At 74.7% G+C, this 26889-nt stretch carries 23 protein-coding genes and 2 tRNA genes; 15 read left to right on the top strand and 10 right to left on the bottom strand.

Annotated features, from left to right (window positions below; translation table 11 throughout):
• Positions 1–4: 4 nt before the first annotated feature.
• The 4 genes from ACI79Q_RS16145 (at position 5) to ACI79Q_RS16130 (ending at position 4645) form a co-directional block, all read left to right on the top strand.
• A complete protein-coding gene (locus tag ACI79Q_RS16145) occupies positions 5–1186 on the top strand; it encodes a Cys-every-fifth RiPP peptide CefA (RefSeq protein WP_456615040.1) in 1182 nt (393 codons plus the stop codon).
• 700 nt (positions 1187–1886) lie between these two features.
• Positions 1887–2882, top strand: a complete 996-nt coding sequence (gene rfbB / locus ACI79Q_RS16140) for a dTDP-glucose 4,6-dehydratase (protein WP_456615010.1) — start codon at positions 1887–1889, stop codon at positions 2880–2882.
• A complete protein-coding gene (locus tag ACI79Q_RS16135; protein WP_456615009.1) occupies positions 2879–3724 on the top strand; it encodes an SDR family oxidoreductase in 846 nt (281 codons plus the stop codon). Before rfbB ends, ACI79Q_RS16135 begins: the two co-directional genes overlap by 4 nt.
• 75 nt (positions 3725–3799) lie before the next feature.
• Entirely contained in the window at positions 3800–4645 is an 846-nt protein-coding gene (locus tag ACI79Q_RS16130; protein WP_456615008.1) for a hypothetical protein, read from the top strand.
• 16 nt (positions 4646–4661) lie between these two features.
• Here the strand turns inward: ACI79Q_RS16130 and ACI79Q_RS16125 are convergent, their stop codons facing one another.
• From ACI79Q_RS16125 to ACI79Q_RS16110, 4 genes are all read right to left on the bottom strand, one after another.
• The gene (locus tag ACI79Q_RS16125) at positions 4662–4844 is read right to left on the bottom strand and encodes a hypothetical protein (protein WP_456613162.1); all 183 of its coding nucleotides are present in this window, start codon (positions 4842–4844) and stop codon (positions 4662–4664) included.
• A gap of 181 nt (positions 4845–5025) precedes the next feature.
• Positions 5026–6075, bottom strand: a complete 1050-nt coding sequence (locus tag ACI79Q_RS16120) for a PHP domain-containing protein (protein WP_456597042.1) — start codon at positions 6073–6075, stop codon at positions 5026–5028.
• Positions 6072–6644 (bottom strand): DoxX family protein, encoded by a 573-nt coding sequence (locus ACI79Q_RS16115; RefSeq protein WP_456588395.1) that lies wholly within the window; start codon positions 6642–6644, stop codon positions 6072–6074. Before ACI79Q_RS16115 ends, ACI79Q_RS16120 begins: the two co-directional genes overlap by 4 nt.
• Positions 6645–6803: 159 nt before the next feature.
• Positions 6804–6986 (bottom strand): hypothetical protein, encoded by a 183-nt coding sequence (locus tag ACI79Q_RS16110; RefSeq protein ID WP_456588396.1) that lies wholly within the window; start codon positions 6984–6986, stop codon positions 6804–6806.
• 102 nt (positions 6987–7088) lie between these two features.
• On the opposite strand from ACI79Q_RS16110, the gene ACI79Q_RS16105 reads away from it, so the two are divergent.
• Complete coding sequence (locus ACI79Q_RS16105) at positions 7089–7421, top strand: hypothetical protein (RefSeq protein ID WP_456615007.1); 333 nt, start codon at positions 7089–7091, stop codon at positions 7419–7421.
• 9 nt (positions 7422–7430) lie between these two features.
• Here the strand turns inward: ACI79Q_RS16105 and ACI79Q_RS16100 are convergent, their stop codons facing one another.
• From ACI79Q_RS16100 to ACI79Q_RS16085, 4 genes are all read right to left on the bottom strand, one after another.
• Positions 7431–8093, bottom strand: a complete 663-nt coding sequence (locus ACI79Q_RS16100; RefSeq protein ID WP_456588398.1) for a potassium channel family protein — start codon at positions 8091–8093, stop codon at positions 7431–7433.
• On the bottom strand, positions 8086–9456 hold the full coding sequence (locus ACI79Q_RS16095) for a TrkH family potassium uptake protein (RefSeq protein ID WP_456615006.1): 1371 nt from the start codon (positions 9454–9456) through the stop codon (positions 8086–8088). Before ACI79Q_RS16095 ends, ACI79Q_RS16100 begins: the two co-directional genes overlap by 8 nt.
• A 107-nt stretch (positions 9457–9563) precedes the next feature.
• Positions 9564–10082, bottom strand: a complete 519-nt coding sequence (locus ACI79Q_RS16090) for a phosphatase PAP2 family protein (protein ID WP_456599800.1) — start codon at positions 10080–10082, stop codon at positions 9564–9566.
• A 119-nt stretch (positions 10083–10201) separates the two neighbouring features.
• Positions 10202–10732 carry a CGNR zinc finger domain-containing protein gene (locus ACI79Q_RS16085; protein ID WP_456615005.1) on the bottom strand — a complete coding sequence of 177 codons (531 nt, stop codon included), beginning with the start codon at positions 10730–10732 and terminating at the stop codon, positions 10202–10204.
• Positions 10733–10835: 103 nt separating this feature from the next.
• On the opposite strand from ACI79Q_RS16085, the gene ACI79Q_RS16080 reads away from it, so the two are divergent.
• From ACI79Q_RS16080 to ACI79Q_RS16070, 3 genes are all read left to right on the top strand, one after another.
• Positions 10836–12035: an MFS transporter gene (locus ACI79Q_RS16080; protein ID WP_456615004.1), complete on the top strand. Its 1200-nt coding sequence runs from the start codon at positions 10836–10838 to the stop codon at positions 12033–12035.
• A gap of 160 nt (positions 12036–12195) precedes the next feature.
• Positions 12196–12284: transfer RNA gene (locus tag ACI79Q_RS16075), tRNA-Ser, on the top strand.
• A 20-nt stretch (positions 12285–12304) separates the two neighbouring features.
• Positions 12305–12377, top strand: a tRNA-Arg gene (locus tag ACI79Q_RS16070).
• A gap of 293 nt (positions 12378–12670) precedes the next feature.
• Here ACI79Q_RS16070 and ACI79Q_RS16065 read toward each other — a convergent pair.
• Positions 12671–13930 (bottom strand): nuclease-related domain-containing protein, encoded by a 1260-nt coding sequence (locus tag ACI79Q_RS16065; protein ID WP_456615003.1) that lies wholly within the window; start codon positions 13928–13930, stop codon positions 12671–12673.
• A 394-nt stretch (positions 13931–14324) separates the two neighbouring features.
• On the opposite strand from ACI79Q_RS16065, the gene ACI79Q_RS16060 reads away from it, so the two are divergent.
• Both ACI79Q_RS16060 and ACI79Q_RS16055 read left to right on the top strand, forming a co-directional pair.
• Positions 14325–16559 (top strand): MMPL family transporter, encoded by a 2235-nt coding sequence (locus ACI79Q_RS16060; RefSeq protein ID WP_456615002.1) that lies wholly within the window; start codon positions 14325–14327, stop codon positions 16557–16559.
• A gap of 225 nt (positions 16560–16784) precedes the next feature.
• Positions 16785–19460 carry a transglycosylase domain-containing protein gene (locus tag ACI79Q_RS16055; protein WP_456615001.1) on the top strand — a complete coding sequence of 892 codons (2676 nt, stop codon included), beginning with the start codon at positions 16785–16787 and terminating at the stop codon, positions 19458–19460.
• A 149-nt stretch (positions 19461–19609) separates the two neighbouring features.
• Here ACI79Q_RS16055 and ACI79Q_RS16050 read toward each other — a convergent pair whose 3' ends face one another.
• Entirely contained in the window at positions 19610–20890 is a 1281-nt protein-coding gene (locus ACI79Q_RS16050; protein ID WP_456613157.1) for an alpha-hydroxy-acid oxidizing protein, read from the bottom strand.
• A 320-nt stretch (positions 20891–21210) separates the two neighbouring features.
• Here ACI79Q_RS16050 and ACI79Q_RS16045 point away from each other — a divergent pair, with 320 nt between their 5' ends.
• From ACI79Q_RS16045 to ACI79Q_RS16025, 5 genes are all read left to right on the top strand, one after another.
• A complete protein-coding gene (locus tag ACI79Q_RS16045) occupies positions 21211–22374 on the top strand; it encodes a hypothetical protein (RefSeq protein WP_456613156.1) in 1164 nt (387 codons plus the stop codon).
• A 40-nt stretch (positions 22375–22414) separates the two neighbouring features.
• Positions 22415–22915, top strand: coding sequence for a MarR family winged helix-turn-helix transcriptional regulator (locus ACI79Q_RS16040; protein WP_456613155.1), 501 nt, complete (start codon positions 22415–22417; stop codon positions 22913–22915).
• 98 nt (positions 22916–23013) lie between these two features.
• Positions 23014–24564, top strand: a complete 1551-nt coding sequence (locus tag ACI79Q_RS16035; protein WP_456613154.1) for an acetolactate synthase large subunit — start codon at positions 23014–23016, stop codon at positions 24562–24564.
• 124 nt (positions 24565–24688) lie between these two features.
• Positions 24689–25678: a tripartite tricarboxylate transporter substrate binding protein gene (locus ACI79Q_RS16030; RefSeq protein ID WP_456615000.1), complete on the top strand. Its 990-nt coding sequence runs from the start codon at positions 24689–24691 to the stop codon at positions 25676–25678.
• A gap of 42 nt (positions 25679–25720) precedes the next feature.
• Positions 25721–26725: a tripartite tricarboxylate transporter substrate binding protein gene (locus ACI79Q_RS16025; RefSeq protein WP_456613152.1), complete on the top strand. Its 1005-nt coding sequence runs from the start codon at positions 25721–25723 to the stop codon at positions 26723–26725.
• Positions 26726–26889: the final 164 nt, after the last annotated feature.

Raw genomic sequence — 26889 nt, 5'->3', positions numbered from 1 at the left:
TGCGGTGCGAACGGCGATCCGGCGCCCGGTGGGGAGAGAGGCACACCGGGGGCGGGACGCGCGTGCGGAGTCATGGACTGTTCGACGAGCCGATCGACGGACCGGCGGGGCGGGCGAAGAGGGGAGCGTGCGCCCGTCAGTCGGGGCTGGCGCCCGGCTCCTCGACGCGGCCGAGGAGGGCGGCGTCGTTCCCGCGAGCGGTCCGGATCGAGCCGGCGAGAGATGCGGGGAAGCCCGCGTCGAGCACCGCGAGCACGCAGTCCGCGTGGTCGGTGTGGCCGGCGCCGAATCCACCGCTGCCGGACGCGGTGGCCGACGCGGGGCCGCCCGGGCCGCTCGCGGGCACCGGTGCGACCGGCGCCGCCGGAGGGCCGTGCTGGCCCGGCGGGCGCACCGGTGCCGGTGGCGGGGCCGGGGGCGGCGGGCCGGGGGGCTGCGGGGTCGCGGTGAGGGTCGGTGTGACCGGCTGGGTGGTGCCGGCCCCGCGCGCGGACGGGGACGCGGAGGCCGCCGCCCCCGTCGTGGTCGTCTCCGCGGCGGCGGGGAGGCACGGCGGCGCGGTGGCGTCCGGCGTCGGCGCGCTCTGCGGCAGCGCCGTCGCCGAGGTGGCCGGAAGTGGGGCGTTCGCGGGCTGAGTGTCGGCGAGCTCCGTGCCGGCGAGCTCCGTGCCCGCCTTGGTGGGCTCGGTGGGCTCGGTGGGCTCGGTGCCGCCGGGCTCGCTCTCGGTCGGTTCGCCCTCGGTGGGGCCGGCGGGCTCCTCGTTGCTGGGTTCGCCCTCGGTGAGGTCGCCCTCGGTGGGGCCGGCGGGCTCCTCGTTGCTGGGTTCGCCCTCGGTGAGGTCGCCCTCGGTGGGGCCGGCGGGCTCCTCGTCGGTGGGCTCGCCGTCGACGGGTTTGCTGTCCGGCGGCGACTGATCGATGGGTGCGGGGTCGATGGGTGCGGGGTCGATGGGTGCCGGGTCGGCGGGTGCGGGGTCGATGGGTGCGGGGTCGATGGCTGCCGGGTCGACGGGTGCCGGGTCGGCCGCAGGCGGGGTGACGTCCGGTTCCGCGGGTGGCGGCGTCGGCGCCACGGGCGGGGTGACGTCGCCGTCGGTCGGGGTGGTCGGTGTCGGGCCGGGCACGGCCGGGGTGGCGGGAGTAGCCGGGGGCCCGGCCGGCGGGGGGTCCGCGGGGACGTCGGGTGAGGGGTCCGTCGGGACGTCGGGCGGGGGGTCTGCGGGGACGTCGGGCGAGGGGTCCGCCGGCACGTCGGGCGGGGGGTCCGCTGGCACGTCGGGTGGGGGGTCCGCCGGCACGTCGGGTGGGGGGTCCGCGGGGACGTCGGGGGGCGGTTCCTCGGGACCGGGCGGCGCGGCCACGGAGGTGTCGCCCTCCGTGTGGCCGGCGGAGTCGGCCCGCGCCGCGTCGGCGGAGACGGCGAGCAGCAGCCAGGCGCCCAGGGACAGCAGGGCGGCCATCAGCAGGCGGCGCGGCCACGCCCCGCGCCCGGGGAGGCCGGCGTGCGGCGCGACGAGGGCGTGCGGTCCCGACAGCGCTCCCGCCGCCCGGCCGATGGACACGCGCCTCCTCCTGTTCCTCGCCTCGTGAGACACCTTCGGCCCAACTCGCGGCGAGGGGAACCGGGATCGGGTGGCGTGCGGGTTAACAGCGGCGGCGCGCGGCCCGGCCTCACTGTCGGTTACGTGACCGATCGGTATCGCGGCCATGTGGTCGAGGTCCGGCGCGAGCGGGCGCCTCCCTCGATCGGGGTCGCCGAGGCCGGGAACCGGCGATGAGCACCCCCTGGGGCGACTACCGTCATGCCCTGCACGACGGCCCGCCGCGGCGCGGGCACCGGGCGGGGTCCTCGTCCGGTCGCGATCCACGGCGGAGGTTCAGCAGGCGATGCGCATGCTCGTCACCGGGGGTGCCGGCTTCATCGGCGCCAACTTCGTGCACCAGACGCTGCGCGAGCACCCCGAGTACGAGGTCACCGTGCTCGACGCGCTGACCTACGCGGGGAACGAGGCGTCCCTGGCGCCCGTCCGCGACGACATCGAGTTCGTCCACGGCTCGGTCGCCGACGCGGAGCTGGTCGACCGGCTGGTGGCCCGCTGCGACGTCGTCGTCCACTTCGCGGCCGAGAGCCACAACGACAACTCGCTGCGCGACCCCTCGCCGTTCCTGCAGACCAACGTCGTCGGCACGTTCACGCTGCTCGAGGCGGTGCGCCGGCACGGCGTCCGCTACCACCACATCTCCACCGACGAGGTCTACGGCGACCTGGAGCTGGACGACCCGGCGAAGTTCACGCCGGAGACGCCGTACAACCCGTCCAGCCCCTACTCGTCGACCAAGGCGGGCTCGGACCTGCTGGTGCGGGCCTGGGTGCGCTCCTTCGGCATCCACGCCACCATCTCCAACTGCTCCAACAACTACGGGCCCTACCAGCACGTCGAGAAGTTCATCCCGCGGCAGATCACCAACGTGCTCGCCGGGCTGCGCCCCAAGCTCTACGGCGCGGGCGAGAACGTGCGCGACTGGATCCACGTCGACGACCACAACTCCGCCGTCCACGCGGTGCTCGACCGGGGACGCTCCGGCGAGACCTACCTGATCGGCGCGGACGGGGAGAAGAACAACCGCGAGGTGCTGGGGCTGATCCTCGAGCTGCTCGGCCGGCCGGCCGACGCCTTCGACTCGGTTCCCGACCGGGCCGGCCACGACCTGCGCTACGCCATCGACGCCACGAAGCTGCGCACCGAGCTCGGGTGGACGCCGCGCTACACCGACTTCCGCGACGGCCTGGCAGCCACCATCGACTGGTACCGGGAGAACACGGTCTGGTGGCGCCCGCTCAAGGACGGCGTCGAGGCGCAGTACGCGGCCCAGGGGCAGTGAAGGCCGTCATCGTCGGCGCCGGCGGGCAGCTCGGCCGTGCGCTGCGCGGAGCGTTCCCCGGCGCCGTGGCGCTGGACCGGGCCGCGCTCGACATCACCGACGCCGCCGCCGTGCAGGCCTTCGACTGGACCGGCGTCGACGTCGTGCTCAACGCCGCCGCCTGGACCGCCGTCGACGCCGCGGAGGACCCGGCGAACCTGGCCGCGGTGCGCGCGGTCAACGTCGACGCCGTCGCGCACCTCGCGCACGCCGCCGACCGGGCCGGCGCGGCGCTGGTCCACCTCTCCAGCGAGTACGTCTTCGACGGCACCCATCCCGGCCCGATCCCCGAGGACCTCCCGCCCACGCCGCTGTCGGTCTACGGCCGCAGCAAGGCCGACGGCGACGCCTGCGCCGCCGCCATCGAGCGGCACTGGCTGGTGCGCACCACCTGGGTGGTGGGGGAGGGCGGCAACTTCGTGCGCACCATGGCCGGCCTCGCCGACCGTGGGGTCAGCCCCTCGGTCGTCGACGACCAGATCGGCCGGCCCACCACCGCCGCCGACCTCGCCGCCGGCATCCGCCACCTGGTCGGCACGGGGGCGCCGTTCGGCACCTACAACCTCACCGGCGACGGCGAGCCCGCGTCCTGGGCCGACGTCGCCGCGCTGGTCTTCACCGCCCGCGGCCGCTCCGCCGACGACGTGCGGCGCGTGAGCACCGCCGAGTACTTCGCCGGGCGCACCGGCGTCGCGCCGAGACCGCTGAACTCCGTGCTGGACCTGGCGAAGATCCGTGCCGCCGGCTTCCGGCCGGCGCACTGGCGCGAGGCCCTGCGCGACCACCTCAGCCGCCTCAGCTGACCCCCGCGCCCCGTCGCCCCCGACACGGAGGACGGATCGGTCAAGGTCTGCCCCCCGCCTGCCGATGATCGCCGTGTGTGGTGGGCGTGGATCATCGGCGGACTGGTCGTCTGGGTGGCGATCGCCGCCGTGCTCGGCGTCGTCATCGGCCGGACGATCCGGCACGCGGACGAGCGCGCGGCCGCCTCCTGGGTGGAGCCGGCTCGCGCACCGCAGCCCGCCGCCGCGCGCACCCGTCGCCGTGCCGTCCCGCTGCCCCCGGTGGGCGTCGGGCTGGCCGCCGCCGCGGTGGCGCTCATGGCCACCGGCTTCCTGCTGCGCCTGACCGGGGCCACCGGCACCGCTGCCCGCGCCCTCTCCATGGACGCGCCCTTCTCCCTGCCCCGTCTCTTCGTGGCGGGGCTGTTCGCCGTCGCCGCCCTCGCCGCCGTCGCCGGCGCCGCCCGCAACCCGGGCCGCCGCACCTGGTGGCTGGCCGTCGGGTTGGTCGCGGCCGGCATCGCCTCGGTCAAGGCCGGGGGCACCGTGCACGCCGACACGATGACCGCCCTGGACGCCGCCGTCGGCCGGCCCGCCGCCATCACCCTCAGCGCCCTCGTCGCCCTGGCCGTCGTCGGGGCGCTGTTCTTCCTCAGCCGCACCGAGCGCCGTGACCGGCGCCGCGTCCTCGGCAGCCTGGCCGGCTACGGCGTCGCCGCGGTCGGGCTCTCCGCCCTCTCCGTCGTCGCCCCCGACTCGCTCCGGGCCACCGCCACCTTCGTCGAGGAGTCCGGCGAGGCGCTGGCCGGGGTGGCGTTCCTGGTCGCCGTCCTCATCGGTGTCGCGCCGCGGCTGGTGCTCCCGGCCGACTGGGCGCTGCGCCGGACGGACGACGCCCACTCCCTGGAGCTCGTGCAGCCGCTGGAGGAGCCCCTCCGCTGAGCCGGGCGCCCGCGCCTCAGAGCGAGGGGCGGACCTGCCCGCAGCGGCAGGCGTAGAGCGACGAGCCGCTGAAGGCGTCCTCGCTGCGCCAGCGGAACCAGTGCACGTGCCGCGCGGAGGGGCGCTTCGGCTCGGGCGCCGGGGCGAGCCGTGTGCCGTCCGGCGCGTGGACCTGCTGGGTGGACACGGGCTGGGCCACCTCCGAGCACCTCCATCCGGATCTGCCGCGCGTTCGCGCGGGCGCCGAGACTTTCCGGGCACCGGTGTACCCACGTTCCCGGGCGGGCGGGCGTCCGCCCGGTGAACGGTGCGCGACAAGACCGACCACACGCGTGGTCGTCACGATACGCATAGGTTCCCTAGCGCGCCGTGGTCACCGATCAGCCGGCGGTCCAGGCCAGCAGGTCCTCGGCGGACCTGGTGTTGATCACCCGCTCCACAGGGACGCCGCACTCGACCGCCCGCTCGCAGCCGTTGTACTGCCAGTCCAGCTGGCCGGGGGCGTGCGCGTCGGTGTCCACGGCGAACTCGCAGCCCAGCTCCACCGCCAGGCTCAGCAGCCGCCGCGGTGGGTCCAGCCGCTCGGGGCGGGAGTTGATCTCCACTGCGGTGCCGTGCTCGATGCAGGCGGAGAACACCGCCTCGGCGTCGAACTGGCTCTCCGGCCGCGGCTTCTGCGTCCCGTCGCGTTGCCTCCGGCCGATGACCAGCCGACCGGTGCAGTGACCGAGGACGTCGGTGTGCGGGTTGGCGACGGCGGCGAGCATCCGCTCGGTCATCGCCGAGCGCTCGGCCCGCAGGTCGGAGTGCACGCTCGCGACGACGACGTCCAGGCGGCCCAGCAGCTCCTCGCTCTGGTCCAGCGAGCCGTCGACGTTGATGTCGCACTCGATGCCGGTGAGGATCCGGAAGGGCGCGAGCTCCTCGTTCAGCGCGGCGACGACGTCGAGCTGCTGCTCCAGGCGTTCGGGGGAGAGCCCGTTGGCCACCGTGAGCCGGGGGGAGTGGTCGGTCAGCGCCAGGTACTCGTGGCCCAGCGCGATCGCGGCCTCGGCCATCTCGCGGATCGGGCTGCCGCCGTCGGACCAGTCGGAGTGGGCGTGCAGGTCGCCCTTGAGCGCGGCGCGGAAGGCGGCGACGTCCTCGGCTGCCGGCAGCTCCCCGGCGTAGGTCTCCTCCAGCGCGGCCAGGTACTCGGGCACCTCGCCCCGGTGGGCCTGGGCGACCGCCGTCGCCGTCTTCGGGCCGATGCCCTTGAGGTCCTTCAGCGTGTTGGTGCGGATGCGGCGGTCCAGCTCGGCCTCGTCCAGGCCGTCGACCACCGCCGCGGCGGTGCGGTACGCACCCACGCGGTAGCTGGCCTCGCGGGCGCGCTCCAGGAGGAAGGCGATCCTCCGGAGCGCGGCCGCGGGCGGGAGCGGAGCGCTCAGCGAAGCGCCTTGAGGGCGCCCTTGCCGGTCTTCTTGCCGGCCTTGCGGGAGGCCTTCTTCTGCGCCTTGACGGCGCGCTTGGAGGCCTTCTCGTAGTTCTTCTCGGTCGCGTCGGCGGCCCGCTTCGCCGCCCGCCTGGCGCGGTAGCCCACCGACGGCTTGCCCTCGGTGTCGACGGCGGCCAGCAGCAGCCCGCCGAACAGGCCGGTGTTCTTGAGGAAGTTCGAGAGCTGCCCGAACTTCTCCTTCGGGTCGTCGTGCTCCCAGAACCGGTGCCCGGCCAGCGTCGTCGGGACGACCGACGCCGACAGCGCGATGGCGGTCAGCCGCGGGAACTTGTTCAGGGCGAACAGCGAACCGGCGGCCACCTTGATGGCGGCGTCGACCTTGACCCACTGCTCGACGTCACGGGGCAGCTCCACCGGGAGCTGCTTGTCGGCGGTCTCGGCGATCTTCTCCACCACGGGGGTGGCGCCCGGCACGCGGTCCTGCGGCTGGCGCAGCGTGCTGATCCCCCCGTAGATGAAGGGCGCGGCGAGCAGGGGCCGGGCGATCCGGCGAACGAGCATGGTGACCTCTTTCCTCGATGCCACTGGGCAGTCGCAGCGTGCACTGCCCGGAAGATCCATCCGGCAATCACGCGGCGCAACTCGGGCGCCCCGTCTCCACCTGCCGCGACGTGCCCGGCTACCCCTCGGCCCGGGTCGACCGGGCGTCACCGCAGCGGATCAGTCCCGCGTCCTCCGCCGCATGGCGGCGTCGATCGCGACGCCGACGGCCAGGCCGATGCCCGCGCCGACGCCCGGGTTCTCGAACAGCGACAGCCCGAGCCCCGCGCCCAGGGCCAGCCCCAGGGCCAGGCCGGTGCCCTGCTGCCAGTCCTTCTCCGGGGGCTTCGTCGGCTCCGCCATGGTGCGGACCGTACCGGTGCCCCGGGGTGCACGGGCTGCTCGACGGCGGCGCGCGGGACTCGGCGGTGCCGGAAATCCGGCACCGCTGCCTAGGGTCACCTGGTGCCCGTCGCCGCCGCGCTCCGCCGGGTCGTCGTCATGCTCGCGGCTGCGGGCCTGGCCGCGGCCGTCGCCGGCTGGGTGTGGGCGGTGGTGGCCGACGAGGGGTTCCGCAGCCGCTTTGCGCTCTCGCTGATGGTGGTCGCCGGCCTGCTGGCGCTCGTCGGCGGCACGCTCGCGCCCCGCCTGGCCACCGCCGAGGCGCGCGCCTTCCTCGGCCAGGGGCCGGGCCAGGAGGAGTCCGGCGGCGACGAGCCGCTGACGGCGCTCGGGGTCTTCCTCTTCGTGGCGCTGCCGCTGTTCGCCGTCGGCCTGATCACCTACGGCAGCGGCTGACCCGGGGGGTCACTGCAGGTCGACGAACCGCTCGACATCCCGCGGCCGGCCGGCGATCACGATCGTCGAGCCGTAGGTGAGCACCGTGTCGACGGCGGCGTGCGTGTAGGCCTCGTCGCCCTCCGGCTTGACCGACACCACGGTGACCCGGTGCCGCCTGCGCAGCCCGGTCTCCCCGAGCGGCACCCCGACGATCTCCCGCGGCGGCTTCGTCTTGGCGAACACCCACTGCGGGTCCAGCTCCACCCAGTCCAGCAGCCGGCCGGAGACCAGGTGCGCGACGCGCTCGCCCATCTCGTGCTCGGGGAACACCACGTGGTGGGCGCCGATCCGCTCCAGGATCTTGCCGTGCTGGCTGCTCAGGGCCTTGGCCCAGATGTCGGCGATCTCCAGCTCGACCAGCAGCGACGTCGTCAGGATGCTGGCCTCCAGGTCGGTGCCGATGGCCACGACCACCCGGCGGAACTCGCCCACACCGAGTTGCCGCAGTGCGTCCAGGTCGGTGCCGTCGGCGACGACCACCTGCCCCAGCTGGCCGGAGAGCCGCTGGACGATCTCCGGCCGGTGGTCGATCGCCAGCACCTCGGTGCCGCCGCCGGCCAGCTCCGTGGCCAGGGCGGTGCCGAACCGGCCCAGCCCGATCACGGCGACCGGGTCCCTGTGACTAGCCAACGATGGTCCTCTCCTCGGGGAGCTGGTAGGGCCGGGCGCGGTCCCGCAGGGCCAGGCCAGAGGCCAGTGTGAGCGGGCCGATCCGGCCGACGAACATGAGCAGGACGACGAGCAGCTGGGCGCCCGGCGGCAGGGCCGCGGTGATGCCCGTGGAGAGGCCGACGGTGGAGAACGCCGAGACGGTCTCGAACAGCACCTGCTCGAAGGAGAAGTCGGTCAGCGCCTCCATCGCGAACGTGGCGACGGTGACCACCCCGATGCCGAGCAGCGCCACCGCCAGCGCCTGCCGCTGGTTCGTCGGGGGCACCCGGCGGCGGCCCACCTCGACGTCGACGTCCCCGCGCAGCTCCGCCCAGAGCACGTAGGCCAGCAACCCGAACGTCGTCACCTTGATCCCGCCGGCGGTGCCGGCGCTGCCCCCGCCGATGAACATCAGCGCGTCGGTGAGCAGCAGCGTCTCCGGCTGCAGCGCGGCGATGTCGAGGTTGTTGAACCCCGCCGTGCGCGGCATCACCCCGGCGACGAAGGCCGCCATGACGGTGTCGCCGAACCCGAGCGGACCGAGCGTCCGGGGGTTCCGCCACTCGGCGAGCAGGTAGCCGGCCGTGCCGAGGACGAGCAGCGCGGCCGTGACGATCACCGTGATCCGGGTGAGCACCGACCAGGTCCGCGGCCGGCGCCATGACCGGACCAGCTCGAACACGACCGGGAAGCCCAAGCCGCCGACGATGACCGCCGCCGCGATCGTCAGGCTCACCCAGGGGTCGCCGACGTAGCGCACCAGGCTGTCCGCGTGGAGTCCGAAGCCGGCGTTGTTGAATGCCGAGATCGCGTGGAACACCCCGCTGTACAGGGCTGCGGGGGCCGGCTGGTCGTAGCCGAGGGCGAACCGGGTGGTCAGCACCGCCGCCGCCACCGCCTCGCCGGCGAGGCTGAACAGCACGACCCGGACGATCACCCGGCGCACGTCGGCCGCCGACAACGACTTGGTCTCGGCCTGCGCGATCAGGCGTGCGCGGAGACCCAGCCGCCGGGAGAGCAGCAGCGCGACCAGGCTGGCCAGGGTCATGATCCCCAGCCCACCCGCCTGGATGAGCCCCAGGATGACGGCCTGCCCGAAGCCGGACCAGTAGGTGCCGGTGTCCACGGTCACCAGCCCGGTGACGCAGACGGCGGAGGTCGCGTGGAAGAGCGCGGTGAGGAGGTCGGCGCGGCCGGGCCCCGGCGTCGCCAGCGGCAGCGACAGCAGCGCGGTGCCCACGGCGATCGCGAGCAGGAACGCTCCGGCGATGACCCGCCCCGGGTGCCGGAAGCCCCGGGCGATGGCCCGCTGGGGCACCGGTGCGCGGTAGCCCTGCGTCACCGCGGTCCTCCCGTCAGCGCCTCCGACGGTCGGTGGGCGAGCCACCTTCGCACACCGCCCGTGGGCTTCTCACGCAGCCGGTCCGGCGGGTCATCCGGCCCGGCCGCTCAGCGCCGGACGCGCCGGCCGGCCGCGGCGACCGCGCCGCCCACCGCGAGCCCGGCCAGCACGTCCCCGGGGTAGTGCACGCCGACGTGCACCCGCGAGTAGCCGATGGCCAGCGCCAGCGGGGCGAGCCCGGCTCCGGCCGCGGGTGCTTCCAGGGCCAGCCCGGTGACGAAGGCAGCGGCCGAGCCCGAGTGCCCGCTGGGGAAGGACAGGCTCCCCGGTTCGCGGCGCAGCCGGCGTTCGGTGCGCAGGTTCGCCAGGTCCGGGCGCACCCGGCCGAACGCCGGCTTGAGGACGGCGTTGACCACCGCGCTGGTGACCAGCATCGACCCCACCCCGCGGAGGGCGCCGCGCCGCAGCCGGCCGGGGCGGCCGCCCAGCGCGAGCGCGAGCAGCAGCCACAGCTTCCCGTGGTCGGCCGCGGCCGAGAGGTGGCGCAGCCAGCGGTCGGCCGGGGTGGTCGGGAACCCGCCGATCCAGGCGTGCAGCCGCGCGTCGACGTCGCGGGGGATGGGCACGACCGGACGCTAGCCGCCGCGTCGATGATCAGCCCACCTGATCGTTCCGGGTCCTGGCTCGGTGTCGATGGTGAGCCAGGACCCCGAATGGCCAGGTCACCTGATCATTCGGGGCGGGGTCAGGACTTCTGGCGGGCCCGGTAGGCGGCCACGGTCGAGCGGCTGGCGCAGGTGTTGGAGCAGTAGCGGCGGCTGGCGTTGCGCGAGGTGTCGACGTAGACGTCGTCGCAGCCCTCGGCCGAGCACACGCCCAGGCGCTGCCAGCCGTGCTGCACCACCACCTGCGACAGGCCCATCGCGACCGTCGTCGTCAGCTGCTCGAGGGCCGGGGCGTCGGGGCGGGCGTAGTGCAGGTGCAGGTCGCCGTCGTGGTCGGTGGCGTAGGGACGGGGCCGGGCCAGCGCCAGCAGCTCGTTGAGCCGGGCGAGGACGTCGGGCTGCGACTCGGCCAGCGCGACGGCGCGCACCAGCTGCGCCGTGGCGGCGGCCTTCTGGGCGTCGGCCGGCGTGAGGTCCAGCGAGGTGCCGGGCGTGAACCACTCGTCGTGGGCCGCCAGGAAGCGCGCCATCCCGTCCTCGGGCGCCAGGTCGGCGTTGGCCAGGGCGATGGCCAGCTCGACCGCGGTCGACCCGTAGGTGTCGTAGTCCAATTGACTCCCTACTCATCTGTCCCTAGTCTCGGGACTGCGTAGGCGGTCAACGCTCTTTGACCGCCTACTCTTCCTTCCCCTGCAGTGCGAAACGAGTGCAAGCGTGCGTGCCTACCTCGCCGTCTGGCGGCTTCCCTCCGCCAAGGTGCTCCTCCTCGCCGGCTTCGCCGGCCGTCTGCCGTCGTCCATGGTGCCGCTCGCGCTGCTGCTCATGGTGCAGCAGCAGACCGGTTCCTACGCGATCGCCGGCCTGGCCGCGGCCACCCTCGGCATCGCGTCGGCCGTGATGGCGCCGGTCCTCGGCCGCCTCGCCGACCGGAAGGGACCCCGCCGCATCCTGCTCGCGCAGTCGGCGCTCTACCCGCTGCTGCTCGCCCTGCTGGTGGCGGTGACCCTCGGCGGCGCGCCGGACACCGCCGTCGTGGCCGCCTCCGCCCTGGCCGGCGCCAGCACGCCGCTGGTCTCCGGCACCGTCCGCGCCCTGTGGTCGCGCACCGACCCGCGCGTCCGCTCCACCGCCTACGCCCTCGACGCCACGGCCACCGAGCTGGTGTTCGTCGTCGGCCCGACGCTGGTCGCCGCGCTGGCGGTGCTGGCCGCGCCGGCGTGGGCCGTGGGGCTCGCCGGCGCGCTGGCCGTCGTCGGCGCGCTCGGCGTCGCCCGTGCCGCCCGGTCGTGGGTGCCCGCGGCGGCGCCCACCGCCGGCCTCTTCAGCACCGTGCTCGCCCCCGGCATGCCCCGGGTGCTGCTCAGCGGATCGGCCGTGATGCTGGGGTTCGGGGCGCTGGAGGTCGCGATCCCGGCGTTCGCCGGCTCCACGGGCTCCCCGGGCCTCTCGGGGGTCCTGCTGGCGGTCTGGTCGCTGGGATCGGTCGCCGGTGGCCTGTGGTTCGGGGCGCGGGTGATGAGTGCGTCGCTGCCCCGGCAGTACCGCTGGCTGCTCTTCGGCGTCACGATCGGCCTCGCGCCGCTGGCCTGGGTGTCCAGCCCGTGGGCGCTGGGCGTGCTGCTGTTCCTCGGGGGGACGGCGATCGCGCCGACCCTGACGGTGCAGAACTCGCTGGTGGGCTCGCTCGCGCCGGTGCACGCCACCACCGAGGCGTTCACCTGGCTCTCCACGATCACCGTCGGCGCCTCGGCCATCGGCGCGGCCCTGGGTGGTGCGCTGATCGAGACGTCGTCCGGGGTGCCGGGGGCGCTCCTGCTGGCCTGCGCCGGGGCGGCCGCCGCCGTCGTCGTCACCCTCGTGCCCGGCCGCAGCCCGCTGGCCCCCACCCACTCGCGGGAGACGGTCGCCGCCTGACTGCTGCGTCGAGTGCGACGAACTCGTGGTGCTCGCGGCCTGGTGGCCACGAGCTCGTCGCACTCGTCCGTGCGGCCTGGCGCGGCACCCCCCGGGAGACCCGGGCCCGGCGGCGCTGGTAGTCTCTCTCCTCGGTGGTTACGAGGTGACTCGAGCCCCGGGAGGCTTCGCCTAGTCCGGTCTATGGCGCCGCACTGCTAATGCGGTTTGGGTTAATCCCCATCCCGGGTTCAAATCCCGGAGCCTCCGCGCACGACAACTGAACACAGGCACCCGTAGCTCAACGGATAGAGCATCTGACTACGGATCAGAAGGTTAGGGGTTCGAATCCCTTCGGGTGCACGTCTGGTTGAGACACCGATCTGCCGCGCAGCCCCGACGGGGGCGGCGCGGCAGATTCGTTTCCGGGCCGGAATCGGGGGACGGATGTGGCCTGCTTCCCGTCCGCCCCTGTTGAGCCAGTACGCCCGCCGCCCCAGCTCGGCCCGCTCCTTCGCCTCCGGGGAGGTGAGCCACGGGTGGCGAGGGCGTTCTGGTGCAGCCGCTCCCGCTCCATCGACTCGTTGAGGCGGCGGTTGCCGCGCCACAGCGCCCAGCCCAGGACCCCCACTAGTACGCCCAGCCCACGACCCCCATTAGTACCTGTGCCCCAGCGCCCGAGCCGTGCGCCGGCGCTGCGCCTCCTTACGGGCCTCCGGGGAGTCCAGATAGTTGCGGTACCGCTCCGCAGCCATCTCCTGCTCCGCCTCGCGCCGCAACGCGGCGTACCGCTGCCTGGCCCCCACGGTCTTGTCGTACACCGACGCCGCCGTGCCGACCAGCACGAAGAAACCCACCGTGCCCAGGAGGGTGGTCTGGTCCGGGAAGATGAGGCTCCCGACGTACAGCACGAGGACGGTGACCGCGGCCAGCGCCAGCCGCCCGGGGATGGAGCGGAGCCGCCTGCGGCTCTGTCGGCGACGCTGCACGGCCTGGGACGGCGGGGCCACCGCCCGCCCCTCCTGCCTGGCCCGTCGCACCCCGTGGGGTAGCTCGGAGTCCGGCAGCACCCCGTACCAGACGGTGCGGAAGGTTTCCCGCTCACCCCTGAAGGACCGCTTACCGACGTAGAAGGCCAGCTTGTGCAGCTCGTCGCGCAGCTCCCTGGTGTGCTCCTTGTAGTGCTGCACGACCTCGTCGCCCTTGAGGGACTCGATGGGCACCCCGCAGGGGCAGTTGTGGCTCTGCAGCTCCGCCTTCAGCTCTGCGTACCGCGCCTCGTTGCCCTGCCGCCACTCCTGCCCCGCCTGCTCCTCGCGGGACCGCTTTGCGGCCGCCTCGGGGGCGGTGAGGAAGCCCTCCGCGCGGAGCGTGGCCTCGTCCACCGACAGTCCCAGCATTCGGAGGAACGCCGACGCGGTGTCGATGGTCACGTCGTGGTTGCAGTCACCCACGTCCACCGGCGAGGCGAGGTTGGCGAGGTTCTCCATCATGACGACCTTGCCGTCGCCCAGCTTGACCTCGTAGCCAGCGGTCCAGAAGCCCTCTCCTGCCACCGCCACCCCGAAGTGGATGAACGGCAGCGACGGCACCCGTGCGTCCACGGCGGCGGCCTTGAGGAGCTGCGCGGCCTGGCGGGCCTGGACGTACGGGTTCTTGTCGCCGGCGAAGTCGGCCGGCTCCCCGCCGATCGTCCACGGCCCGTTGAGCGCCGGGATGAGGTGGCCCTTCATCTGGGTGGCCTTGCCCTCGATGACCGTGATGCGGTGCGGGGTGATGGCGACGCCGTCCAGCTCCCGGGTGCGGCCGCCCTGGGACACGAACGGGCACAGGATGAGGAGTCCCTGCGACCCCGCCAGAGTCGGCCCGAACTGCCCCTCGGTGCGGCTCGGCTTGTTGGCCTCGACGATGTGCACTGATGCCCTCCTGTGCGCTCGCTGGACAGGGCTGGTCCGTGGTTGGGGGACAGGCCTCCGGAGGAAGCGGCCCGCCGTCGGCGGAACCGGTCAGTCCACCCGTCGGCACGTGAAAGACGCAGGTGAAGGCGCTGTCGTGCGGTGCGGCGCGGTTCTCCCCCGTCCGGGTGAGGGCACGGGGCGGACCCTGGCCGGGCCTCGATCAAGATCAGGGACGGGCTCAGGGGTTTCCCTGATGTTCGGTCCTGCCTCCTCCGGAAGTCTCTCCGCCGACGAGCCGCGCCCCGACGGTCGGGCCGCCCCGACCCCCGCCCGACCAGCTGGCGGGATGGGCGCGCGCGCTCGTGACCAGCAGGTCGGCCTGCGGACACCCGCACTCGGACAGGAGACGACGATGGATGGATCCCGCAACCTCGCGGGACGGGTCGGACGCTGGAGCGCCCGGCACCGGAAGACGGCGGTATTCGGCTGGCTGGCCTTCGTGGTGGCCGCCGTCGCACTCGGCTCGTTCGTGCCGCAGGCCCAGCTGACCTCGGCCGAGCAGACCCTCGGCGAGCCCGCCCGGGCCCAGCAGATCCTCACCGACCACGGCTGGGAGGAGCCGGCCGCGGAGATGGTCCTGGTGCAGCGCGAAGCCGACGTCCCCGAGGCCGCGGGCACCGCCGCGCTCACCGACCTCGTCGACGGGCTGCGAGGCACCCCCGAGGTCACGAACCTGGTCAGCCCGCTCGACGGCGCTCCGCTGGTCTCCGCCGACGGCCGCTCCGCCCTGGTCACCTTCGACCTCGCCGGCGACCCGGACGACGCCGCCGAGCGGATCGCCCCCGTGCAGGCCGCGGTCGCCGCGGTGGCTGCCGAGCACGACGACGTGCGCGTCGAGCAGTTCGGCGGCACCAGCGCCGACCTCGCGCTGAACGAGACCCTGGACGCCGACTTCCAGCGCGCCGAGCTGCTCTCCATCCCGATCACGCTGGCGGTGCTGCTGCTGACCTTCGGGGCGCTGGTCGCCGCCCTCCTCCCGCTGGTGTTCGCGCTGACCGCGTTCGTCGGCGCCCTCGGGCTGCTCAGCCTCACCAGCCAGATCTGGCACGTCGACCAGACCGCGCAGATCGTCATGCTGCTGATCGGCCTGGCCGTCGGCGTGGACTACTCGCTCTTCTACCTCAAGCGGGAGCGCGAGGAGCGGGCCAAGGGCGCTGGCCCGGTGAACGCCCTCGACATCGCCGCCGCGACCTCCGGGCACTCGGTACTCATCTCCGGCATCACCGTCATGGTCGCGATGGCCGGCATGTTCCTCACCGGCTTCTCGGTCTTCACCGGCGTCGCCTCCGCCACCATCCTGGTCGTCGCCTGCTCGGTGCTCGGCTCGCTCACCGTGCTGCCGGCGATGATGGCGTGGCTCGGTGACCGGGTGGAGAAGGGCCGGCTGCCGTTCCTGCGCCGGCGCGCCGCCGACCGGCCCGGCCGCTTCTGGCCCGTCGTCCTCGGGGCGGTGCTCCGCCGGCCGCTGGTCGCCGCCGTCGTCGCCGGTGGTGTCCTCGTCGGGCTGGCCGTCCCGGCGGCGTCGATGGACCTCCGTGCCGAGGGCGTCCAGGACCTGCCGCAGGACCTCGCGGTGATCCAGACCTACAACCGGATCACCGAGGCGTTCCCCGGCGGACCCTCACCGGCCGAGGTGGTCATCGAGGCGCCCGACGTCGCCGCCCCGCAGGTGCAGGCCGCGATCGCCGAGCTGCGCGAGCGCGCCCTGGCCAGCGGGGAGATGAACGAGCCGATCGCCGTCGAGACCAACGAGGCCGGCACGGTCGCCGTCGTAGGGGTGCCGCTCACCGGCGACGGCGAGGAGCAGGCCTCCCGCGACGCCCTCGCGACCCTCGCCGACGAGATCGTGCCCGAGACCGTCGGCGCGCTGGACGGCGTGACCGCGGTCGTCAGCGGCGGCACGGCCTACTCGGTGGCCTTCGACGAGCTCATGGCCGAGCGCACCCCGTGGGTGTTCGGCTTCGTCCTGGTGCTGGCCTTCCTCCTGCTGCTGGTCTCGTTCCGCTCGGTGACCGTCGCGATCACCGCGATCGTGCTCAACCTGCTGAGCGTGGCCGCTGCCTACGGCGTGATGGTGCTCGTCTTCGAGGAGGGCATCGGCGCCGGTCTCATCGACCTCGACCGGACCGGGGCCATCGTGAACTGGATCCCGCTGTTCCTGTTCGTCATCCTCTTCGGCCTGTCGATGGACTACCACGTGTTCATCCTCAGCCGGATCCGCGAGGCCCGGGACCGGGGGCTCGCCACCCGGGACGCCGTCGCGCAGGGCATCACGTCCTCGGCCGGGGTCGTCACCAGCGCCGCGGTGATCATGGTGTTCGTCTTCCTGACCTTCGTGACGCTGTCGATGACGAGCATGAAGCAGATCGGGCTGGGCCTGGCGGTGGCGGTGCTGCTGGACGCCACCGTGGTCCGGGCGCTGCTGCTGCCCGCGGTGATGCAGCTGCTCGGCGAGCGCAACTGGTACCTGCCGCGGTGGATGGGGTGGCTGCCGACCGTCCGGCACGAGCCGGCCGGCGAGCTGCCGGCCGTGGTGCCGGTCCCGCGGCCGGCGCCTGCGGCGCCGCTGGTGCCGGCGGGGGACTGACCGCGTTCGCTCCCCGCTCTGGGGGTCGAGCACGCGCTCCGTGGGTCCTACAGGGCCCGCAGCTCGCGAACTCGGCCCCCAGAGCTGCGTTCGGGGCGGAGGCGGCTCTTTGCGATTGTGTGACAGATCGGTCCGCCGGCTGGCACTTCGCACCTCGCGGGGTACCGAGGAACACGGGTCCGCTCCGCGTGGGCGCCGCCGTTGTCGCCTGTGCCGAGGAGTTCCGTGTCGCCCCGTCCCGTCTCCGGAGGTCTGCCCCTGCCCGGGGTCGAGGAAGCGCCCGCCCGGCGCCCTCGCCGGTGGCGCGCGCTGCTGGGCCTGGCGATGGCGGTCGTGCTGGCCGGTGCGCTGCTCGCCGGCTTCGCCCTGCCGCTCGTGGGCGGCGCCACTCTCGCCACCCGCGCCGGCACCGACCTGATGCGCCCCGTCGACGACGAACTGCTGGACCGCACGCCGGCCGGCAACACCCGCATGCTCGCCGCGGACGGGTCCCTCATCGCCGAGTTCTACCGGCGCAACCGCACGGTGGTGCCCTCCGAGGCGATCGCCCCGGTGATGAAGGACGCGCTCGTCGCGATCGAGGACAGCCGGTTCTTCGACCACAGTGGCGTCGACGGCAAGGGGCTCGCCCGTGCGCTGGTCCGCAACATCTCCGCCGGCGAGGTGGTCGAGGGCGGCTCGACGCTGACCCAGCAGCTGGTCAAGCAGATCCGCCTGCAGTCGGCCACCGACCCCGACAGCCGGCAGGCCGCCACCGACGAGAGCGTGGCCCGCAAGCTCCGGGAGGCCCAGCTGGCCCTCGCCCTGGAGCAGGACTACACCAAGGACGAGATCCTCACCCGGTACCTCAACCGGGTCTACTTCGGCGCCGGTGCCTACGGGGTCGCCGCCGCGGCCGAGACCTACTTCGGCGTGGCGCCGGACGCACTGACCCTCGCCCAGGCGGCCACGCTCGCCGGCCTGGTGCAGAGCCCCGCGCAGTACGACCCGTTCGTGGCCCCCGACCGGGCCACCCAGCGCCGCGACGTCGTCCTCGCGCGCATGGCGGAGCTCGGGATGGCCGATCCCGCCGCGGTCGAGGAGGCCCGGAGCGAACCGGTGGTCCCCACGCCCGGCGAGGGGCCACCGCGGGGCTGCCAGGAGGCCCGGATCGGCGGCTTCTTCTGCGACTACGCCATGAGCTACCTGACCGGCACGCTCGGGCTCGACGAGGAGGCGATCGAGACCGGCGGGCTCACCATCGAGACGACGCTGGACCCCGCCGTGCAACAGGCCGGGGACGCCGCCGTCCTGGCGACCCTGGCGCCCGACGACCCGCGCGCGGGCATCTACACGGCCGTGGAGCCGGGCACCGGCCGGGTGCTGGCGATGTCGGTCAACCGGACCTACGGCGCCGACGAGGGCGACCCCACCCAGACGATGGTCAACCTCAACGTCGCGGCCGGGCAGGGCACCGGGTCGACGTACAAGGTCTTCACCGCCGCCGCCGCGCTCGAGCAGGGTCTCGGCCTGGAGCACCGCATCACCACCTCCGACCCCTACGAGTCGACGGTCTACCGGGACGGCGACGGCCCCTACGACGTCGAGAACGCCGGCCGCTACCGGGCGACGCTGGACATGGAGCAGGCGCTCTACATGTCCTCCAACACCTACTTCCTCGCGTTGTCCGACCAGCTCGGCAGCGTGGAGGCGCCGGTGCGCATGGCCCAGCGCCTGGGCCTGCGCTCCCTCGACCCCGTCGCCGACCAGATCGTCGCCGAGAACCGCGGGTCGTTCACCTTCGGCGCCGAGGCCACCAGCCCGCTGGACCTGGCGAACGCCTACGCCACGCTGGCCGCGAGCGGTACCCGCTGCGAGCCGATGCCGGTGCAGCGCGTGCTCGACCGCTCCGGGGAGCCGGTGCTGGGCGAGGACGGGCAGCCGCTCGGTGGCCCGCGCTGCGAGGAGGTCGTCGCCCCCGGGCTGGCGAACACGCTCAACCAGGCGCTGCGCAAGGACGTCGAGCCGGGCCACCCCGGGCAGACCGGCCGCCGCGCGTACGTGCCGGGCCACCAGATCGCCGGCAAGACCGGGACGACGCAGGACAACTTCTCCATCGCGTTCGTCGGCTACACGCCCCAGGTCTCGGCCAGCGTGATGGTCTACAACCCGGTGGAGAACCAGGACGTCGGCGGCTTCGGCGGCGGCAAGGGTGCCCAGATCTGGCACGACGCCATGCAGCCGGTCCTGAGCACCCGGGAGCCGGTGCCCTTCCCGCCGGCCGACCCGCAGTTCGTGGAGGGGACCCGGGCCGGGGTGCCCGCCGGCTGCCCCGGCCGGTCCGCCGCCGGCTGCCGCCAGCTGCTCGCCGCCCGGGACCTCGGTGCCTCGTTCGTCCGCGTCAGCAGCGCGCTCCGCCCGGGCACCGTCGTCGGCGTCGACCCCGCGCCGGGCACGCTCCTCCAGCGCGGTGACACGGTGACGGTGCTGGTCAGCAACGGCGCCCGCTGGAACCCGCCGCGCCCCACGCCGACCCCGGCGCCGCGGCCCGCGCCCGAGCCGTCCCCGGCCCCCGCTCCGCCGCCGCCACCCGCGCCCAGCCCGGAGCCGCCGCCTCCGCCGCCGAGCCCGGAGCCGCCGCCTCCGCCGACGAGGCCGGAGCCGCCGCCTCCGCCGCCGAGCCCGGAGCCGCCGCCTCCGCCGCCGAGCCCGGAGCCGCCGCCTCCGCCGCCTCCGCCGCCGACGGAGCCCGACCCGCCGACGACGCCGGAGCCGCCGCCCCCGCCGCCGACGAGGCCGGAGCCACCGCCTCCGCCGCCGACCGAGCCCGACCCGCCGACGGAGCCGGAGACGCCGACGGAGCCGCCCGCGGAGCCGCCGACCCCGGAGACGGCGGACCCGCCGCCGGACGCGGTGCAGTAGGAGTGGGGGCGGGGGGCCGGTCCTGACGGTCTGGCCGCGTTGGTCGGTCTACCCAGCAGTGGGTAGCCACTGTTTCCCGGCTGCCCCCGCCCGGTTCCCACTGTGACCCAGGCCACAGGCGGCGTCAACCCGCGGCGCCGGAGCGTCCGTCAGCCGACGCGGCGCAGGACCTCCGGCGTCAGCTGGTCGACGGCGGTGTGCCCGGTCAGCCCCAGCGTCAGGTCGAACTCGCCGACGACGTCCTCGACGACCTGCCGCACACCCGCCTCGCCGGCCAGCGCGAGACCCCAGGCGAACGGCCGGCCCAGCAGCACCGCGCGGGCACCCAGGGCGACGGCGGTGAAGACGTCGGCGCCGCTGCGGATGCCGCTGTCGAGCAGCACCGGCGCCCGGTCGCCCACGGCCGCGACGACGTCGGGCAGCGCGTCGAGCGCGGCGATCGACCGGTCGACCTGGCGCCCGCCGTGCGTGCTCACGACCACGCCGTCCATGCCCTCGTCCAGCGCGCGCCGCGCGTCGTCGGGGTGCAGCACGCCCTTGAGCAGGATCGGCAGCTTCGTGCGGGAGCGCAGCCAGGCCAGGTCGGCCCAGCTGATCGACGGCCGCGAGTAGATGGCCAGGAAGGTCTCCACGGCCGCGCGGGGCAGCGGTGAGCGCAGGTTGTCGCGGAACGACCCGGGCCAGGCCCGCGCCATCGTCACCAGCGCCTTGACCGCCGCCGGGGTGGGCCGGGGCTGTGGTTCGCGGGGGCCGGCGGCCGCGGCGCGCTCCTCGACCAGGCGGCGGAACACCGGGTCGGAGGTGTACTGCGCGATGCCCTTGCCCAGGGCGAACGGCAGGTGCCCGAGGTCGAGGTCGCGCGGGCGCCAGCCGAGCATCGTCGTGTCGAGGGTGACCACCAGGGCCTCGCAACCGGCGGTCTCCGCCCGGTGGACCAGGCTCTCCACGAGCTCGTCGGACGTCGACCAGTACAGCTGGAACCACCGCGGCGACCCGCCCATCGCGGCCGCGCACTCCTCCATCGACCGCGAGCCCTGGTTGGAGAAGACCATCGGCACGCCGGTGGCGGCGGCGGCGCGGGCGACCGCCAGGTCGGCCTCCGGGTGCACCAGCTCCAGTGCGCCCACCGGGCCGAGCAGCAGCGGGGCGGGGAGCCGGCGCCCGAACAGCTCCACCGAGGTGTCGCGGACGCTCGCGTCGCGCAGCACCCGCGGCACCACGGCCCACCGGTCGAACGCTGCCCGGTTGGCCCGCTGGGTCACCTCGTCGCCCGCTCCGCCCGCGACGTAGGCGTAGGCGCGGGCGTCCAGGACCCGCTTGGCGCGCTCCTGCAGCCGCCGGACGCCGACCGGCACCCGCGGGGAGCGGCCGTACACCCCGGCCCGGTACACCTCGTTCTGCCGCCGTCGGCCCGCACCCGCTTCGTCCACGCGGTCACCGTAGTGACCATGCTCACGGCGGCAGGAGGAGGGGCGCGGTCGCGCCGGGGCTCGTTGCCTGGTCCGCACCCGGTCCTGGCCGACCGGAGGCCCGGGGCGCGTGGTGGCGGGCGCCGGGGTGGCGAAGTCCCGTGGGTGAGGAGCGGGGGATCCGGGTAGTGCGCGTGCTCGCCGGGGATGACGAACGGGCGTCCGGCGGTTCCCCCGAACGGGTGGACGGCGGGTCGATCCAGACACGCCGCACGACACGCCCGACACGCGCGTAACGGGCTGGCAACGAAGCGTCACTTCCGTCATCATCTGGAACTCGAGTGCATCGCAAAGGGGAGAGCGGGCTGAACGGCAGCTTCGAGCGGATCACCGGGCAGACGCGGACGACGTCGGCCCGGGTGGTCCGCGGCGCCCTCCCCGCCGGTGTCGTGACCGGCCTCCTCGTCGTCCTGCTCGGCCTCGCCGTCTCCACGGCTGCCCCCGCGCAGGCGCTCGACGACCCCACCCGGCCCGACGCCCGCGTCACCCACGGCCCCAGCTGCCACCCGGGCGGGATCGTGGTGGAGGTCGTCGCCGGCACCGCTCCCTACAGTGTGCGCCTGGCCACCACCCGGACGCCGTCCGGTGAGGACGAGGCCACGCTCGCGCCCCTGGGCAGCGTGGTGCTGCGCACCGACGACGTCGCCCCCGGCGAGACGATCGACCCGCGGCTGGAGTTCACCGCGCGCGACGGGTCGGGCCGGACCTACGTCGACGAGCTGGCGGACTACACGCTCACCCGGCCCACGGTCGAGGACTGCCAGGTCGCCCTGTCTCCGCCGCCGCCCCCACCGGCGCCGCCGACGGCCACGGTCGAGCCGTCCGAACCGGCGCCCACGACCAGCGGCGCCCCGACCACCGGCGGCCCGACCACGGGATCCACCCTCCCGGGGACCACCGCGCCGCGGACCCCCGGCACCACGACGACGCCCGGTTCCCCGCCGAGCACGGGCACCCCGACGGGCTCCGGGACCACGACCACGGGCACCCCGACGCGCACCTCCGGCGACGTCGGGGCGTTCGCGGCGGGCGGACCGGGCGGCGGCCTTCCCCAGGTCCAGCCCGGTGGCACGGTGGTGCTGCGCGGCGCCGGCTTCAACCCCGGGGAGCAGGTGAGCATCGTGTTCCACGGCGGCGAGACCGTGCTGGCCACGGCGACCGCGAACCTCGCCGGCGAGGTCCGCGTCGACGTGCGCATCCCCGAGGGCGCCGCGGCGGGCCCCGCCACCCTCGACCTGGTGGGCGCCGACTCCGCGGTGCGGACCGGCGTCGCCCTGCAGGTCGCCGCCGCCGTGGAGGAGGCCGCGCCCGCCCGGGGCGTGGTGTCGCTGGCCTCCCTGGCGGTCGCCGCGGTGGCGCTCGTGGCCACCGCCGGCGGGCTGGTCTCGGTCGCCGGGCGCCAGCACGCCGGGCGGCGCGCCGTGGGCTCGATCTCCGCCGTCTGAGTTCGGTTTCACCGGCGCGTGATCCGGGGAGTCTGAGCGGGTGCCACGGTCCGAGGACGCGCTCGCGCGCGGTGTCCCCCGGGATGCTGCCGCTCTTCCCGGAGTCGCTCCCCGCCCCGCCGAGACCTGGTTGCGCATCGTGCAGGTGCACGACCGCATCACCCGGCGGGTCGACTCGGCGCTCCACCGCCACCACGACCTCTCCCTCACCGGCTTCGAGGCGTTGCGCCGCATCGCCGAGTCGCCGGGGGAGCGGGCCTCCATGGGGGAGGTGGCCGAAGCGGTCGGCCTCTCCCGGCCCGGGGTCACCAGCACCATCAACCGGCTGGTCGCCCAGGGACTGGTCATCCGCGAACGGGTGGAGGCCGACAAGCGGCTGCTGCACGCCCGGCTGACCACCGCGGGGCGGGAACGGGTGGCCGCGGCCCGCACCACGCACGACGAGCTCGTCGCGCACCTGCTGAGCCTGCTGGGTGACGACGCCGCCGTCGTCACCGATGCCCTCGCACGGGTCTCGGCCGCCACCCGCACCCGCCGCTGACCCGTCCGTCCGGACGCTGCCGGCCCGCGTACGGTGCCCCCTATGGGTGCCCAGCGTGATCCAGCCCACGTCCGCACCGGCCGCGCGGGGGTGGTGGCGTGAACGGCGCCCGCGCCCTCATCCGCACGCTCGTGGACGGCGGGGTCGACGTCTGCTTCGCCAACCCGGGCACCTCGGAGATGCACTTCGTCGCCGCGCTCGACGCCGTTCCCGGGATGCGGGGCGTGCTCTGCCTGTTCGAGGGCGTGGCCACCGGGGCCGCGGACGGCTACGGCCGGATGGCCGACCGGCCGGCCGGCGTCCTGCTGCACCTCGGCCCGGGTCTCGCCAACGGGCTGGCCAACCTGCACAACGCCCGCCGCGCGGCGACGCCGATGGTCACCGTCGTCGGCGACCACGCCGGGTACCACAAGGAGTACGACTCCCCGCTGGAGTCGGACATCGACGCGCTCGCCGGCACGGTGTCGGCGTGGATGCGCCGCTCCGGCCGGGCGGCGGACGTCGGAGCCGATGCGGCGGAGGCGATCGCCGCCGCCCGCACGGCCCCCGGCGGGATCGCGACGCTCGTCCTGCCCGCCGACGTCTCCTGGTCCGAGGGCGCCGAGCCCGCCGCGACCCCCGAGCCGGGCAGGCCGCGGGCGGTGCCGGACGACGTCGTCACCCGGCTCGCGGGGCTGCTGACCTCCGGTGAGCCCTGCGCGGTCCTCGTGGGCGGAGCGGCGACGCGGGCACCGGGGCTGCGGGCGGCGAGCCGGGTCGCCCGTGCGACCGGCGCCCGGCTGCACTGCGAGACCTTCCCGGCCAGGCTGGAGCGCGGGGCGGGCCTGCCGCCGGTCGAGCGCCTGCCCCGGGCCGGGCAGCAGGTCGCCCAGCGGCTGGCCGGCGTCCGGCACCTCGTGCTCGCCGGTGCCCGGCCGCCGGTGGAGTTCTTCGCCTACCCCGACCGGCCCAGCAGCCTGGTCCCCGAGGGGTGCCAGGTGCACGTGCTCGCCGAGGGCGCGGACGACGTGGTCGACGCCCTGGCCCGGCTCGCCGACCTCGTCGGCCCGGCGGAGGAGCCGGAGGAGCAGCCCCTGGAGCGGCCCGACCTCCCCACCGGCGCGCTGACCCCCGACACCGTGGGCGCGGTGCTCGGCGCCCTCCTGCCGGAGGGGGCGATCGTCGTCGACGAGGGGGTGACGTCGAGCCGGCAGATGCCGGTGCCGACCACCGGGGCGCCGCGCCACGACTGGCTCACCCTCACCGGCGGCGCGATCGGGCAGGGGCTCCCGGTCGCCACGGGTGCGGCGATCGCCCGCCCCGGGCAGCGCGTCGTCTGCCTGGAGGGCGACGGCAGTGCCATGTACACCATCTCGGCGCTGTGGACGCAGGCCCGGGAGTCGCTCGACGTGACGACGGTCGTGTTCAGCAACCGCTCCTACCGGATCCTCGAGGGGGAGCTGCGCAACGTGGGGGCGGAGGCCTCCGGGCCGCGGTCGAGGGACCTGCTGGAGCTGGCCCGGCCGGACCTCGACTTCGTCGCGCTGGCCGCCGGGATGGGCGTGCCCGGCGGCCGGGCGACGACCGCGGAGGAGTTCGCCGCGCAGTTCCGCCGGGCGATCACCGAGCCCGGACCGTACCTGATCGACGTCGTCCTCCCGGTGCCCTGACCGAGTCCGGATCGTTGTCTTTTCGGGGCGCTGGCCACCCACCCCTGTGCTTGTATCCAGGTGATCCGGACCACCGCCAGGCGTGTCCGGCGGAGCGATCAACGGCGATCGTTGGGGGAGAGACATGCGCATCTCGTCAGGCATCGCGGCCGTCGCGCTGGTCGGACTCGTCGCCGCGTGCGGCGGGGACGACGGCGGCTCCGGCACCACCGGCGAGGACGGCGGTGGCGCGGCGTCCTACCCGACCGAGTCGATCCGGATGCTGGTGCCGTACGGCGCCGGCGGGCCCACCGACCTGACCACCCGCACCGTCGGGGCCTGCCTCGAGGAGGAACTGGGGCAGGCCGTGGTGGTCGAGAACCTGCCGGGCGGCTCCGGCGCGCTGGCCACGACCGAGCTCATCGCCGCCGAGCCCGACGGGCACACCCTCTCGCTGGTGACCGCGGGCACCATGGTGCTGACCCCGCTGGCCAACGAGGTGGGCTACACCAAGGACGACATCGCGCCGGTGGGGGTCATGGCCGAGGTGCCGTCGGTCCTCGCGGTCGGGCAGAACTCGCCGTACGCCTCCGCGGAGGACTTCTTCGCCGCGGTCGAGGCCCAGCCCGGCACGGTCACCGTGGGCACGCCGGGCGCCTCGACCCCCCAGGCCATCGAGCTGCAGCGGCTGGCCGACGAGCACGGGGTGCAGGTCACCGCCGTCCCCTTCAACGGCAACGCCGAGATGACCACCGCCCTCCTCGGCGGCAACGTGGACGCCGTGCTGATCAACGCCTCGATCGACGTGGTCGAGAACATCGAGTCGGGCGACTTCGTCCCGCTCGTCGCCTCGCCCGAGGAGCGGCTCTCCTGGCTGCCCGACACCCCCACCTTCGCCGAGCTCGGCTACGACGGCCTGACCCTCTCCGGCTCGACCTTCGGCCTGGCCGGCCCGGCCGGGCTCCCGGACGACGTCGTCTCGACGCTCGAGGAGACCCTGCAGACCTGCCTGGAGAAGCCGGAGGTGCAGGAGCGGATCGGCGAGCAGTACGTCCCGGAGGAGTTCGCCGGCGCCGAGGAGCTCGCCGAGGTCCTCGACCGGACCCAGGAGGTCTACGAGCCGATCCTCGGCTGACCCGATCCCCGCACGACCCACCCCCGACCACCGGAGGAACCCATGCGCCGTACCCGCTCGACCTGGCCCGCGCTGATCGCCGCGTCCGTGCTCACCCTCGCCGCCTGTGGTGGTGACGACGGGGGCGACACCGGCGGAGGGGGCGGTGGCGGCGACGCCGCCGCGTCGGACTACCCGACGGAGAACATCACCCTGATCGTCCCCTACGCCGCCGGAGGCCCGACCGACCTCGCCGGGCGCACCATCGGCAGCTGCATCGAGGAGGAGCTGGGCCAGACCGTCGTCGTGGAGAACCGCGAGGGCGCCTCCGGCTCCGTCGGGATGCAGGCGATGCTCGCCGGTGGGAACGACGGGCACACGCTGTCGCTGATCGCGGTGCCGGCCTCGGCCACCAACCCGCTGCAGCAGGACGTCGGCTACACCAACGACGACTACGTCCCGATCGCCGCCGTCACCGAGATCCCCTCGGCGCTCGTCGTGGGGCCGGACTCCCAGTTCTCCACCGCCGAGGAGTTCTTCAGCTACGCCGAGGAGAACCCCGGCGAGCTCAACGTCGGCGTCCCCGGGACGACGACGTCGCAGGCGATGGAGCTGCGGCGGCTCGCGGAGGAGTACGGCGTCGAGGTCACCGCGGTGCCGTTCACCGGCAACGCGGAGATGACCACGGCTATCCGCGGCGGCAACGTCGACGCCGTCTTCATCAACTCGTCGCAGGACGTCCTGGAGAACATCGACGCGGGCGACTTCGTCCCGCTGGCGGTCAGCCCGCCCGAGCCGGTCGACTACATCGACGCGCCGACGCTGGCCGAGTCCGGGTACCCGGAGCTCACCAACAGCGTGTCGGTCTTCGGCCTGGCCGCCCCGGCGGGCGTCCCGGACGACGTGGTCTCGACCCTCGAGGAGACGGTCGACACGTGCCTGCAGAAGGACCAGGTGCGTGAGCAGCTCGGCGAGCAGTACGTGCCCGACGAGTTCATCGGCAGCGACGCCTTCTCCCAGCGGATCGACGAGATCGTCGAGGCCTACGGGCCGATCCTGCAGGAGTGAGCCATCCTGTCGCGGGGGGCGGGGGGGGGCCCCCCCCCCCCCCCCCCCCCCCCCCCCCCCCCCCCCCCAGCCGGCCTCCAACAGCGCCGTCTGCACGCGGTCGGCCGCCTCGACGGCGACCGGACGGCCGGCGACCAGATCGGCGTAGAGGAACGCCTCGGCCA

The sequence above is a fragment of the Blastococcus sp. SYSU DS0828 genome (assembly GCF_054050975.1).
This window is presented reverse-complemented; position numbering and strand designations above follow the sequence as displayed.